General features: G+C 64.2%; 12 protein-coding genes. 8 read left to right on the top strand and 4 right to left on the bottom strand.

Annotation, left to right across the window (positions count from 1 at the left end; all coding sequences use genetic code 11):
• Positions 1–2: 2 nt before the first annotated feature.
• The 6 genes from nusA (at position 3) to pnp (ending at position 8,569) form a co-directional block, all read left to right on the top strand.
• On the top strand, positions 3–1,514 hold the full coding sequence (nusA, locus tag WJW29_RS09070; RefSeq protein WP_011259737.1) for a transcription termination factor NusA: 1,512 nt from the start codon (positions 3–5) through the stop codon (positions 1,512–1,514).
• Positions 1,515–1,609: 95 nt separating this feature from the next.
• Positions 1,610–4,330, top strand: a complete 2,721-nt coding sequence (gene infB, locus WJW29_RS09065; protein ID WP_011409053.1) for a translation initiation factor IF-2 — start codon at positions 1,610–1,612, stop codon at positions 4,328–4,330.
• A 143-nt stretch (positions 4,331–4,473) separates the two neighbouring features.
• Positions 4,474–4,866, top strand: a complete 393-nt coding sequence (gene rbfA / locus WJW29_RS09060; protein WP_011259735.1) for a 30S ribosome-binding factor RbfA — start codon at positions 4,474–4,476, stop codon at positions 4,864–4,866.
• Positions 4,867–4,945: 79 nt separating this feature from the next.
• Positions 4,946–5,872 carry a tRNA pseudouridine(55) synthase TruB gene (gene truB / locus WJW29_RS09055; RefSeq protein WP_011259734.1) on the top strand — a complete coding sequence of 309 codons (927 nt, stop codon included), beginning with the start codon at positions 4,946–4,948 and terminating at the stop codon, positions 5,870–5,872.
• A gap of 156 nt (positions 5,873–6,028) precedes the next feature.
• Positions 6,029–6,289 carry a 30S ribosomal protein S15 gene (gene rpsO / locus WJW29_RS09050; RefSeq protein ID WP_003485583.1) on the top strand — a complete coding sequence of 87 codons (261 nt, stop codon included), beginning with the start codon at positions 6,029–6,031 and terminating at the stop codon, positions 6,287–6,289.
• 165 nt (positions 6,290–6,454) lie between these two features.
• Positions 6,455–8,569, top strand: coding sequence for a polyribonucleotide nucleotidyltransferase (gene pnp, locus WJW29_RS09045; RefSeq protein WP_011259733.1), 2,115 nt, complete (start codon positions 6,455–6,457; stop codon positions 8,567–8,569).
• A gap of 374 nt (positions 8,570–8,943) precedes the next feature.
• Here the strand turns inward: pnp and WJW29_RS09040 are convergent, their stop codons facing one another.
• From WJW29_RS09040 to WJW29_RS09030, 3 genes are all read right to left on the bottom strand, one after another.
• On the bottom strand, positions 8,944–9,984 hold the full coding sequence (locus WJW29_RS09040) for a DUF2272 domain-containing protein (RefSeq protein ID WP_011409052.1): 1,041 nt from the start codon (positions 9,982–9,984) through the stop codon (positions 8,944–8,946).
• Between the two features lie 63 nt (positions 9,985–10,047).
• Positions 10,048–10,935 carry a carboxylating nicotinate-nucleotide diphosphorylase gene (gene nadC, locus WJW29_RS09035; protein ID WP_011259731.1) on the bottom strand — a complete coding sequence of 296 codons (888 nt, stop codon included), beginning with the start codon at positions 10,933–10,935 and terminating at the stop codon, positions 10,048–10,050.
• A complete protein-coding gene (locus WJW29_RS09030; protein ID WP_011259730.1) occupies positions 10,932–11,201 on the bottom strand; it encodes a Trm112 family protein in 270 nt (89 codons plus the stop codon). The genes nadC and WJW29_RS09030 overlap by 4 nt, the downstream gene beginning before the upstream one ends.
• Before the next feature lie 58 nt (positions 11,202–11,259).
• Here WJW29_RS09030 and purE point away from each other — a divergent pair, with 58 nt between their 5' ends.
• Complete coding sequence (gene purE / locus WJW29_RS09025) at positions 11,260–11,763, top strand: 5-(carboxyamino)imidazole ribonucleotide mutase (RefSeq protein ID WP_011259729.1); 504 nt, start codon at positions 11,260–11,262, stop codon at positions 11,761–11,763.
• Positions 11,760–12,905: a 5-(carboxyamino)imidazole ribonucleotide synthase gene (locus WJW29_RS09020; protein WP_011259728.1), complete on the top strand. Its 1,146-nt coding sequence runs from the start codon at positions 11,760–11,762 to the stop codon at positions 12,903–12,905. The genes purE and WJW29_RS09020 overlap by 4 nt, the downstream gene beginning before the upstream one ends.
• Positions 12,906–13,046: 141 nt before the next feature.
• Here the strand turns inward: WJW29_RS09020 and WJW29_RS09015 are convergent, their stop codons facing one another.
• A complete protein-coding gene (locus tag WJW29_RS09015; RefSeq protein WP_011259727.1) occupies positions 13,047–13,625 on the bottom strand; it encodes a Fe-Mn family superoxide dismutase in 579 nt (192 codons plus the stop codon).
• Positions 13,626–13,709 lie beyond the last annotated feature (84 nt).

Raw genomic sequence — 13,709 nt, 5'->3', positions numbered from 1 at the left:
AAATGAGTAAGGAACTTTTGCTGGTAGTGGATGCGGTCGCCAATGAAAAAGGCGTGCCGCGCGAAGTGATCTTCGATGCGATCGAGGCCGCGCTGGCTTCCGCAGCGAAGAAGCGCTACCCCGACCAGGACGTGCTGGCCCGCGTCACCATCGATCACAAGGACGGTACCTACGAAACCTACCGTCGTTGGGAAGTGGTTGCCGATGACGTGGTGATGGAATCCCCGGACCGCCAGGTGCGTCTGATGGATGCCATCGACGAAGCCGACGGCGTGGATGTGGGCGACTACATCGAAGAACAGATCGAAAACCCAGACTTCGGTCGTATCGCCGCGCAGGCTGCCAAGCAGGTGATCGTGCAGCGTGTGCGCGAAGCCGAGCGTCAGCAGGTGGTCGATGCGTGGAAGGATCGCGTCGGTGAGTTGATCACCGGTGTGGTCAAGCGCGCCGAGCGCGGCAATATCTTTGTCGATCTGGGCGGCAATGCCGAAGCCTTCATTCCGAAGGACAAGGGCATTCCGCGCGACGTGTTGCGTCCCGGCGACCGCGTCCGCGGTTATCTGGCCGAAGTGCGTTCCGAGCCGCGTGGCCCGCAGCTGTTCATCAGCCGCGCCGCGCCGGAATTCATGATCGAACTGTTCAAGCTTGAAGTGCCGGAAGTGGGCCAGGGCCTGGTCGAGATCAATGCCTGCGCACGCGATCCGGGCGACCGCGCCAAGATCGCCGTGATCGCGCACGACGCCCGCACCGATCCGATCGGCGCGTGCATCGGTATGCGTGGTTCGCGCGTCCAGGCGGTCTCCAACGAGCTCAATGGCGAGCGCGTGGACATCGTGTTGTGGAACGAGAATCCGGCCAACTTCGTCATCAACGCGATGGCGCCGGCCGAAGTGCAGTCGATCATCGTCGATGAAGACAAGCACTCGATGGACCTGGCCGTGGCAGAAGACCGCCTGGCGCAGGCGATCGGCAAGGGCGGCCAGAACGTGCGTCTGGCCAGCCGCCTGACCGGCTGGCAGCTCAACGTGATGACCGCTGATCAGGTGGCCGCCAAGTCCGAGGCCGAGCAGGCAGCGGCACGCAAGCTGTTCATGGATCGCCTGGAAGTGGACGAAGAAATCTCCGCGATCCTGGTGTCCGAAGGCTTCAACACGGTCGAAGAAATCGCCTACGTGCCGGTTGGCGAGTTGCTGGCGGTCGAAGGCTTCGACGAAGACATCGTCGAAGAATTGCGCGCCCGTGCCCGCGATGCGCTGCTCAACGCCGCGCTGGCAGAAGAAGAAGGCCTGGAAGGAACTCAGCCCACCGAGGACCTGCTGGCGCTGGAGGGGATGGACGAGGAGACGGCAGTTGCGCTGGCCGAGCACGGCGTGCGCACCAGCGAGGACTTGTCCGACCTGGCTGCGGACGAGATCGTCGACTTCGGCATCGAGGGTTTGACCCAGGAGCGCGCCGCGGCGCTGATCCTGGCGGCCCGCGCCGAGGAGATCGCCCGTTTGGAGCGCGGCGAATGAGCCGGCAATGAACCGCGCCCTGACCCCATCAGGGCTTAGAATCAGCGTTTCCCTTGCTGTGGGCGAGGGGGCGCCAACCAGATCATAGGATCCGAATGTCGCAGCAAACCACCATCCGCAAGCTTGCCGAACTGGTCAATACGCCGGTCGATAAACTGCTGGTTCAACTGGCCGAGGCCGGAATGAAGTTCAGCGGTCCCGACCAGGTCGTGACCAGCACCGAGAAGATGAAACTGCTTGGCTTCCTGCGTCGCACGCATGGCAAGGCCGAAACGCCCGCCGAAGCGGCGAGCGAAGCAGCCAAGAAGATCACGCTCAATCGGCGCAAGCTGCAGGAGGTCACTGTCAGCGCCGGCCGCACCAAGACCACGGTCAACGTGGAAGTGCGGCAGAAGCGTACCTACGTAAAGTCCGAGAACGAAGGCAGTGGCCGTGCCACGCCGATGACGCCGGACGAAGAGCGCGCAGACATCCTGGCCAAGCTCGCCGCTTCGCGTCAGCGCAACCTCGATGAGCAGCAGCGCCTCGCCGAAAGCGACCGCGTGCGCGACGAGGAAATCCAACGCAAGCGCGACGAAGAGCAGGCCGCCAAGGACCGCGCAGAAGCCGAGCGCAAGGCTGCCGAGGAAGCCGCTGCGGCTGCCAGTGCGCCGGCGCCGGCGCCGGTGGCTGCTGCGCCGACACCGTCTGCCGCAGCGCCTGCTGCACGCGCACCGTCGTCGCCGTCTTCCGCACCGCGTCCTTCGCGTCCGGGTGGCGCATCGCCGGCCTCGCGTCCGTCAACGCCGGCACGTCCGGACGACCGCAACAACGCCGCCAAGCACAAGACGCGCGGTTCGCACGTCATGGTGGCCGGTGTCGAAGACGACGATGCGACCAAGCGCTTCGCCGGGCAGTTGCATCTGTCCGCGGCCGATCGTGCGCGTCGTTCCAACGTGCGTGGCAAGCCGACCGGTCGTCCGGGTTCGTCGTCCTCGCGCCGTGGCAACGACAACGGTCGTGGCAGCAACCAGGCCAACAGCGGCCCGCACGGGTTCGAGCGTCCCACCGCGCCGGTGGTGCGTGAAGTGGCGATCGGTGAGACCATCACCGTTGCAGACCTGGCGCAGAAGCTCGCGCTCAAGGGCGGCGACGTGGTCAAGGCGCTGTTCAAGATGGGCGTCATGGCGACCATCACCCAAAGCATCGATCACGACACCGCCGCGCTGGTGACCGAAGAACTCGGCCACAAGGCCGTGCGTGCCGACAATGCCGATTTCGAGGACGCGCTGCTGGCGCACGCCGAAGACGCGCAGGGCGACACCACGACGCGTCCGCCGGTGGTCACCATCATGGGTCACGTCGATCATGGCAAGACCTCGCTGCTGGATTACATCCGTCGCACCAAGATCGCCTCGGGCGAAGCCGGCGGCATCACCCAGCACATCGGTGCGTACCACGTCGAAACCGATCGTGGCGTCATCAGCTTCCTGGATACGCCCGGCCATGCCGCGTTTACCTCGATGCGTGCCCGTGGTGCCAAGATCACCGACATCGTGGTGCTGGTGGTTGCGGCCGACGATGGCGTGATGCCGCAGACCAAGGAAGCGGTCGCGCATGCCAAGGCGGCAGGCGTTCCTTTGATCGTGGCGGTCAACAAGATCGACAAGGCCGGCGCGGATCCGCTGCGGGTCAAGAACGAGCTGTTGGCCGAAAACGTGGTAGCCGAAGACTTCGGTGGCGATACCCAGTTCATCGAAGTGTCGGCCAAGGTCGGTACCGGCGTGGACACGCTGCTGGACGCGATTTCGCTGCAGGCCGAAGTGCTGGAACTCAAGGCGGTGGCCGAAGGCCGCGCCAGCGGTACGGTCATCGAATCCTCGCTGGACAAGGGCCGCGGCCCGGTGGCGACGGTGCTGGTGCAGCAGGGCGCGCTGAAGCGTGGCGACTACCTGGTGTGCGGCATTCAGTACGGCCGCGTGCGTGCGCTGTTCGACGAAACCGGCCATCAGCCGGGCTCGGCGGGCCCATCGATTCCGGTGCAGGTGCTCGGCTTGTCCGGCGTGCCGGAAGCCGGCGATGACTTCGTGGTTGTCGACGACGAGCGTTTGGCCAAGGACGTGGCGCAGCAGCGCGAAACCAAGCGCCGCGAATCGCGTCTGGTGGCCTCGGCCACCAACCGCATGGAAGACATCCTGGCCCAGATGGGCAAGGGTGAAGGTCAGCAGGTGTTGAATCTGGTGATCAAGGCCGACGTGCAGGGTTCGGTGGAAGCACTCAAGCAGTCGCTGGTGGCGTTGTCCAACGAGGACATCCGCATCAACGTGATCCACTCCGGCGTGGGCGGCATCACCGAGTCGGATGCGAATTCGGCCGCGGCTTCCAAGGCCACGATCATCGGCTTCAACGTGCGTGCGGATGCGTCTGCGCGCAAGATCGTCGAGTCCAACGGTGTCGATCTGCGTTACTTCTCGATCATCTATGACGTGATCGACCAGGTGAAGCAGGTGGCATCCGGTCTGCTCGGCGTGGAAATCCGCGAAGAGATCATGGGTATTGCGCAGGTGCGCGACGTGTTCCGCAGCTCGAAGTTCGGCGCGGTTGCAGGCTGCATGATCATCGAAGGCGTGGTGAAGCGCAGCAAGCCGATCCGCGTGCTCCGCGACAGCGTCGTGGTGTTCGAAGGCGAGCTGGAATCGCTGCGTCGTTTCAAGGAAAACGTCGACGAAGTGCGCAACGGTAACGAGTGCGGTATCGGCGTGAAGGCGTACAACGACGTCAAGGCCGGCGACCAGATCGAGTGCTTCGAGCGTATCGAAGTGGCGCGTACGCTGTAATGGCGGACGGGGCCTGTGGGCCCCGGACTCCGCTCTGCGGAGTTGTCCAATGCAGGTTCTGCAAGGCGAGGGCGGCATGACCGCCCGCATTCGTTTTTGGCTTCGGTGCCGACTGGCCCTCCGAATCAACAAGGTCCACGACCATGGCAACCAAATCATTCCATCGCACCGACCGCGTGTCTGCGCAGGTGCGTCGCGACCTCGGCACGATCGTGCACGCGGCCGTGCGCGACCACGGCCTGCCGTCGGTCAGCGTCTCCGACGTCGAAATCAGCCGCGACCTGGCGCACGCCAAGGTCTTCGTGACTGCGTTGCAGCAGGAGCGTTCGGCCGAAGCGGTCAAGGGGCTCAAGGACATCGCCGGGCAGCTGCGCACGCAGTTGGCGCGCGCAATGAAGTTGCGCCATGTGCCCGAGCTGCACTTCCATTACGACGATTCGGTCGATCGCGGCGAACGCATCGACAATCTGTTGCGTGACCTGGACGACGTTGGCCCTGGGGCGACGTCCAGTGACGAAGACGCCGAACAGCGCTGAGCGCTGTTACGGCCTGCCGCCTCTGCTGCGGCCCTGATTTCCGCGGGCGCGCACAGCACCCGATTCGAGCATCGATCTTTTGAAACCCCGCATCGCTTACCGCCCGTTGCACGGCATCCTGTTGCTGGACAAGCCGGCCGGGCTCAGTTCCAACAATGCATTGCAGGCCGCGCGCCGCTTATTGCGTGCAGAGAAAGGTGGCCATACCGGTAGCCTGGACCCGCTGGCCACCGGCCTGCTACCGCTCTGCTTTGGCGAAGCCACCAAGATCGCCGGACTGCTGCTCGGGTCGGCCAAGGCGTACGACGCCGAGATCGTGCTGGGCGTCACCACCGATACCGATGATGCCGACGGCGAGCCGCTGCGCGAACGTGCGGTACCCGACGTGAGCGAGGCCGATCTGCAGGTGGCGCTGGCGGCTTTCATCGGCCGCATCCAGCAGCAGGCGCCGATCTATTCCGCACTCAAGCAAGGCGGTGAGCCGCTGTATGCCAAGGCGCGGCGTGGCGAGGTCATTGACGCGCCGGTACGTGAGGTCGAGGTGCAGGCGATCGAAGTGCTGGGCTACAGCGCGCCGCGTTTGACGCTGCGCGTGACCTGCGGTTCGGGGACGTATATCCGCAGCCTGGCGCGCGATCTCGGCGAGGTGCTGGGCTGCGGCGCGCATATCGCGTCGTTGCGTCGACTCTGGGTGGAGCCGTTTCGTGCTCCGCAAATGATCACGCTGGAGGGGTTGGCGACAGCGCTGGAAGCCGGCGCCGAGGCGCAGACGGTGTTGCTGCCGATCGAGGCCGGCCTGGCCGATTTTGCGCGGATCGTGCTCGATGCGGCTCTCGCGGCGCGTTTCCGCATGGGGCAGCGCTTGCGCGATGCCGCATTCCCGACTGGCCAGGTGGCCGTGTTCGGGCCCGACGGAAGCCCCTCGGGGCTGGGCTTGGTGGATGCGGATGGACGCTTGTCGCCACAGCGATTGTTCAATGGACTGAATGAGATTTCAGTATGTTAAGATTTTGTCAACTTGTTCCCTGGGCCGCCCAACGGTACAATTTCGCGGCTCCGATCGGGGCACCTCAGCGCAAAGCGCGCTCATCCCAAGCAAACGGCGAGTCCGGCGGTGCGTCACGCACGTTCCTGTCGACCACGCATCTATCGAGAACACATCATGTCTGTCGACACCCAGAAAGTTATTGAAGACAACAAGCGCAGCGCTCAGGACACCGGTTCGCCGGAAGTGCAGGTCGCTCTGCTGACCGCGCGTATCGAACTGCTGACCGGTCACTTCAAGACCCATAAGAAGGATCACCACAGCCGTCGTGGTCTGCTGCAGATGGTCAACCGTCGCCGCAGCCTGCTCGACTACCTGAAGAAGAAGGACAACGAGCGTTACAAGTCCTTGATCGAGAAGCTCGGCCTGCGCCGCTAATCGAGTCCTACCGCCGCGGCGCATCGATGCGCCGCGGTTTTGTTTTGGTCAATCGCACTCCGTTTTCGCAACACGCAACCTTGGGCCGGAGCCTCCCGGCCGCCCGTTTTCGGCATGGGTCGACGACGGTCCAACGCAGACAGTGACACCTAAGGAAAAACCTCCGTGGCAAAAATCACCAAAACCTTCCAGTACGGCAAGCACACCGTCACCCTTGAGACGGGCGAAATCGCTCGCCAGGCAGGCGGTGCCGTCATCGTCAAGTTCGACGACACCGTACTGCTGGTCACCGCCGTCGCCGCCAAGAGCGCGCGCGAAGGGCAGGACTTCTTTCCCCTGACGGTCGATTATCAGGAGAAGTTCTACGCCGGCGGCCGCATCCCGGGCGGCTTCTTCAAGCGCGAAGGACGTGCGACCGAGAAGGAAACGTTGATCTCGCGCCTGATCGATCGTCCGATCCGTCCGCTGTTCCCGGAGGACTACAAGAACGAAGTGCAGATCATCGCCACGGTGATGTCGATGAACCCTGACATCGACGGCGATATCGCCGCGCTGATCGGCGCATCGGCCGCGCTGTCGCTGGCCGGCACTCCGTTCAACGGCCCGATCGCTGCGGCGAAGGTCGGTTACAAGAATGGCGAATACATCCTCAACCCGACCGTGACCGATCTGAAGGATTCGCAGCTGGAGTTGGTCGTGGCCGGTACCGCCAATGCGGTGCTGATGGTCGAGTCCGAAGCCGAGTTGCTGTCGGAAGAAGTGATGCTGGGCGCGGTGACGTTCGGCCATCGCGAAATGCAGAAAGTCATCAACATCATCAACGAGCTGGCCGTCGAAGCCGGCACCAAGCCGTCCGATTGGGTGGCTCCGGCGAAGAACGACGGCATGATCGCCGCGCTGAAGGAAGCAGTGGGCGACCAGCTCGCTTCGGCTTTCCAGGTGCGCGACAAGCTGCAGCGCCGCGATGCGATTTCGGCGATCAAGAAGGACGTGCTGGGTGCGCTGGCGCCGCGCGCCACGATCGAAGGCTGGGCTGCCGGTGATCTGGCCAAGGAATTCGGCGAGCTGGAATACCAGACCATGCGTGGCTCGGTGCTCAGCACCAAGGTGCGTATCGACGGCCGTGCACTGGATACCGTGCGTCCGATCAGCGCCAAGGCCGGCGTGCTGCCGCGGACCCATGGCTCGGCGCTGTTCACCCGCGGCGAGACGCAGGCGATCGTGATCACCACGCTCGGCACCGCACGCGACGGTCAGGTCATCGACGCAGTCTCGGGCGAGTACAAGGAAAACTTCCTGTTCCATTACAACTTCCCTCCGTACTCGGTAGGCGAGTGCGGTCGTTTCGGTGCACCGAAGCGTCGCGAAATCGGTCACGGCCGTCTGGCCAAGCGCGGCGTGCTTGCCGTGATGCCGAGCCTGGAAGAATTCCCGTACACCATCCGCGTGGTTTCGGAAATTACCGAGTCCAACGGTTCGTCCTCGATGGCATCGGTGTGCGGTAGCTCGCTGGCGCTGATGGACGCCGGTGTGCCGATCAAGGCGCCGGTTGCCGGTATCGCGATGGGCCTGGTCAAGGAAGGCAACGACTTCGTCGTGCTTTCCGACATCCTGGGCGACGAAGATCACCTGGGCGACATGGACTTCAAGGTGGCCGGTACTGCCGAAGGCGTGTCCGCGCTGCAGATGGACATCAAGATCGAAGGCATCACCGAAGAGATCATGAAGCAGGCATTGCAGCAGGCCAAGGCTGGTCGTCTGCACATTCTGGGCGAGATGGCGCATGCACTGACCACACCGCGTCAGGAACTGAGCGACTACGCGCCGCGCCTGCTGACCATCAAGATTCACCCGGACAAGATCCGTGAAGTGATCGGCAAGGGCGGCTCGACCATCCAGGCGATCACCAAGGAAACCGGTACGCAGATCGACATCCAGGACGACGGCACGATCATCATTGCCTCGGTCAACGCGATTGCCGCGCAGGCTGCGAAGTCACGCATCGAGCAGATCACCTCGGACGTGGAGCCGGGCCGCATCTATGAAGGCAAGGTCGCCAAGATCATGGACTTCGGCGCGTTCGTCACCATCCTGCCGGGCAAGGACGGTCTGGTGCACGTCTCGCAGATTTCCAGCGAGCGCGTGGAGAAGGTCGGCGACAAGTTGAAGGAAGGCGATCTGGTCCGCGTCAAAGTGCTGGAAGTGGACAAGCAGGGCCGCATCCGTCTGTCGATCAAGGCAGTGGAAGAAGGCGAAGGCGTTCCGGCTTCGGCCGAGTAATCGCTGCTGTCTCATGCATCGCGTGTGATGCACGACGGAAAAGCGGGCTTCGGCCTGCTTTTTTGTTGTGTGCTTGACCCCTTCTCCTTCCGGGAGAAGGGGCACCAAAGGGGCGGATGAGGGTACGTGCAAAGCCTCGTGATATTCGGAATGTAAGTGGCTTCGCCCGCACCCTTACCCCAACCCCTCTCCTGCAGGTGAGGGGCTTGGATTGCTTCTCAGCTCGGGAGAAGGTGGCGCGCAGCGCCGGACGGGGGGGGGGCGTGCAAAGCCGCATTGGGTGAGGGCGAACAAGGGCTTCGCACCGTACCTTACCCCAATCCCTCTCCCGCAGGAGAGAGGCTTTGAATCCGTCTTTACTCAGGTTGCTGTTGTTACGTCTGCGCAGGCTGCGTCTCCGGACGCGGCGGCACAACGCGCGGGAAGCCTGGCGGCATTGCCTGATCTGTGGGCACGATGCCGGGTGTCGGCAATGGCGCACTCGGCGGCGGTGCGCTCATTGTCGCGTCAGGCCGCAGTTTCAGCAGTGCGGCCCAGTCGCGGCGATTGAAGTCGCACAGTTCTTCGTGCGCGGGCGTGCACTCGCTGGCGATGCCCACGCTGTCTTCATTCTGCTCCTGACTGCTGTCCGATTGCGGCGTTGGCAACACCACGCGACCGGCGCGATCCAGCGGCATCTTGCGCATCATCACCGTGTTGAACACATTGCCGCCGATCAGGTACAGCGTGCGGTCACCGCCGACATTGGCGGCCACCACCACGTCGCAATGCGACTGCCACGGCATCGGTGCGCTGCCGCCGAGGGCAGCCTTCAGGCCGGCATAGCCCAGTGCGGTGCTGCGCCCGCGCAGCAGGCACAGCAGATCGCCGGGCGCAGGCTTTTCGACCGCCGGATCGGTGAACCGGTACGGTCCGGTGGCGCCGTCGTCATAGGCGCTGCGGATGTAATCCAGATGGCGTACGGAGCGATGAAAACCGCTCAGCCCCGACTGTGTCATTACCCAGGAAATGAAAGCGGCCGACCACGGGTTGTCGATCAAAAACGCGCGGCAGTCGCTGGCGGTGTAGCGCGTACCATCCAGTGCCGCGCAGCTGGAAGCGCCGGGGCGGCCGCCCATCGATGCAAGTGTGCCGCTGTCGCGCCAATAGCCTGCAACGCGTTGCCAGGCGACCAGACCATGGTCGGCGAGATAACCCGACTCGGCTTCGGTGACGCCCAGACTGACCACGCGACCCTTGGCATCGATAAACGGGCGTTGCCAGAGACGATGCTCATTGCAGGCGCTGCGCACGATGGCGATCGCAGCGGGGCTGGTGCCGAACCGTGGCGGGATATCGCACACCTCCGCAGCCGCAGCGCTGCTTCCAACACCTGCCAGCAACAAGCAGAGCCACTGGCAAGGTTTTACGCTCATTGCAGATCCTGCACGAAAACAATCGCGGCAGGCTGCCAGAGCCGGCTGCGCGCACGCGTGAAATCAGCGCGTCGGTGGCGGGCCGAGTTTGAGCGACAGATCCACTGCCTGCACGTGCTTGGTGAGCCCGCCAATCGAAATGCAGTCCACCCCGTCTTCGGCAACGGCGCGAATGCCGGCAAGATCCACGCTGCCGGAGACTTCCAGCGGAATGCGTCGTTCGAGCGGCAATGCGGCAACGATACGCACCGCTTCGCGGCGCATGGCCTGGTCGAAGTCGTCGATCAAGATACGCGTGCAACCAACCTGCAGTGCCTCATGCAGTTGCTCCAGCGTTTCCACTTCGACCACCAGCGGCAGCTGCGGTTGCTGCGCGCGTGCGGCATGCACGGCAGCGCTCAACGACCCGGCGGCACGGATGTGGTTTTCCTTGAGCATCACCGTGTCGAACAGGCCGATGCGGTGATTGCCGCCACCGCCGCAGCGCACGGCGTATTTCTGCGCAGCGCGCAGGCCCGGCAGTGTCTTGCGTGTGTCCAGGATGCGCGCGCGCGTCCCGGCCACCGCAGCCACATACGCCGCGGTGGTGGTGGCCGTGGCCGACAGCGTCTGCATGAAATTGAGCGAGGTGCGTTCGGCACTGAGCAGGCTGCGGCTGCGCCCTTGTAGCAGTGCGAGCACCGTGCCGGCAGCCACGTGCTGGCCTTCGTGCACCAGCCAGTCGATGCGCACCTGCGGGTCGAGCGCGCGGTGGGTGGCATCGAACCAGGGGCGGCCGGTGATGACCGCATCCTGCTTGCACAGCAGATAGGCGCTGTCGGCCCGATCGGGCAACAGCGCAGCGGTCACATCGCCGCTGCCGATGTCTTCGGCCAGGGCGCGTGCCACATCGGCGTCGATCGATTCGGCGGGGGGCGTGACCGGCACGTCGGTGTGCACGGGTAGGCTCACTTTTCGGGGAAGTCGGCGATTTGCGTGGTGGCGATGGCCTCTTCGGCCAGCAGCACCGGGATGCCGTCATCGACGCGGAAGATCTGCTTGCGGTCGCGGGTGATCAGTGCCTCACGCAGCGGCTGGGTCTGGGCGGTGCCGTCGGCGCGTTGCAGGGTTCCGCCGGCAATGGTGGCGTTCAGTACTTCCAGGCCCTTGACGTCGAGCAGCGAAAGCGGCTGGCGGGTGTCGGGCGAGCACAGCAGGTCGAGCAATTTGCGATCCATCGAAGTCTTGTCTTGCGTGGAGATTGGCTAGAATACGTCTTTACCGCAGGGCAGGGCCATGACCTCCAACCACTCCGCGCCGCTGGTCGGCATCGTGATGGGCTCCCGTTCGGATTGGGAGACCATGCAACACGCAGCTTACAAGCTTGACGCGCTGGGCGTGCCGTACGAAGTCAAGGTGGTCTCGGCGCACCGTACCCCCGACGTATTGTTCACCTACGCCGAACAGGCTGGCGAACGCGGCCTGCGCGCGATCATTGCCGGTGCCGGCGGCGCGGCGCATCTGCCGGGCATGCTGGCTGCCAAGACCGCGGTGCCGGTACTTGGTGTGCCGGTGCAGTCCAAGGCGCTCAATGGCATGGATTCGCTGCTATCGATCGTGCAGATGCCAGCCGGCATTCCGGTGGCCACCTTTGCCATCGGCAATGCGGGTGCGGCCAATGCGGCGTTGTTTGCGGCGGCCATGCTGGCGCCCGAGCAGGCGCAGATCGGTCAAGCACTGGGGCAGTTCCGCGCCAAGCAGACCGACGATGTCATGGCCTGCGACGACCCGCGTCAATGACCACGGTCGGTATTCTCGGTGGCGGCCAGCTGGCGCGCATGTTGGTGCTGGCCGGTGCGCCGCTCGGCATACGCTTTGCGGTATTCGATCCGTCGGCCAATGCCTGCGCAGGGCAGGTTGCGCCGCTGCAGGTTGGCGCCTTCGATGACGTGGCGACCCTTGCCGCCTTCGCCGAACAGGTGGATGTGATCACCTTCGACTTCGAGAACGTGCCGGCCACCAGCGCGCAGCAACTTGCCGTCCAGGTGCCGGTGTTTCCGAGTCCGGCTGCGCTGGCGGTTGCGCAGGATCGGCTCAGCGAAAAAACCTTGTTCCGCGAGCTCGGCATTCCGGTGCCGGAGTTTGCCGCGATCGACGACCGCGCCGGCCTGGATGCAGCGCTTGCGCAGATCGGTACGCCGTGCGTGCTGAAGACGCGCCGCTTCGGCTATGACGGCAAGGGCCAGTTCCGCATCAAGACGCTCGCCGATGCCGATGCCGCGTGGGACGCACTGGGCGCACAGGCGGCACACGTTGGGTTGATCGTGGAAGCGTTCGTGCCGTTCCAGCGCGAGGTCAGCGTGGTGGCAGTGCGTGGGCGCGATGGCGCATTCCGTGCCTGGCCCCTGACTGAGAACTGGCACGTAGATGGCGTGTTGTCGGCCAGTATCGCGCCGGCGCGCGTGGATGCGGCGCTGCAGGCATCGGCCGAATCGCACGCGCGTGCCGTGTCGGAAAGGCTCGACTATGTTGGCGTGTTTGCGCTGGAACTGTTCGTGCGCGACGGTGAGTTGCTTGCCAACGAAATGGCGCCACGCGTGCACAACTCCGGGCATTGGACCATCGAAGGCGCCGAAACCTCGCAATTCGAAAATCATGTGCGTGCCGTCCTTGGCTTGCCGCTGGGCAGCACGGCGATGCGCGGCCATGCCTGCATGCTGAACTGGCTGGGTGCGATGCCGGATGCCACCGCGTTTCTGGCGGTGCCGGGTGGGCATTGGCACGATTACGGCAAACAAGCCCGCAATGGCCGCAAGGTAGGGCACGCAACACTGCGCGCGGAGACAACGCAGGCGCTTGCACTGGCAGTGCGCGATGCAGGCGCGGCGTTGCTGCGCGATGCGCAAGTTGGGCCGGTGGTTGCGCGCTTGAACGAAGGCTGATGCGCGTAGCGCATCAGCGGTGATCCAGCGCTGTGCAAATCGTTTTCCGCGACGACGCAGTGGTGCGGGTTCGAAAACGCTCGGTAACTTCGTCAGCAGATGAACCAGTGCCCATCTGCTGACGCAAGCTGAGCGGTCAGGTCAGCCCAGCCGGCTTGCGACAAAATCCCAGTTGACCAGCTTCCAGAACGCATCCAGGTAGCGCGCGCGATCCTGTTGGTAGTCCAGGTAGTACGCATGTTCCCAGATATCGCAAGCGAGGAGCGGAATGTCCGGCCCGGTGAGCGGGGTGGAGGCATTGGGTGTGGCGACCACTGCCAGCGCGCCGTCCGGGCGTTGCACCAGCCACACCCAACCCGAGCCGAAGCTGGTCAAGGCCATGCGATTGAACTCTAGTTTGAAATGCACGAAGTCGCCGAAGGATTTGGCGATGCGCTCGCCGAGCTGTCCAAGCGGCTCGCCGCCAGCACGCGGACGCAGGCACTGCCAATAGAAGTTGTGGTTCCACACCTGCGCGGCGAGATGAAACAGCGTGCCCTGCGCCTGCGCGATGATCTGTTCCAGCGTCAGCTCGGCAAACTCGCTGCCTTCGATGCGCGCGTTGAGCTGCTCCACCTCGCTGCGGTGACAGACGCCGTGGTGCGCCCCCAGTGTTGCAGAGGAAAGATGCGGCTCCAGGGCCGCGCGGGAGTAGGGCAGTGCAACGTGTTCGATCGGCATGATGTCAGTGGCAGCGAAGGGAGTGCGGCGATAGGTCGCGCTGAAGGCTTACAATGCGTGCCTTTGCGGAAGTCTATCCGACCC

The organism is Xanthomonas sp. JL1 (assembly GCF_038405005.1).
Note: the sequence above shows the minus strand (reverse complement) of the source record. Positions and strands in the feature narration are given on the sequence as shown.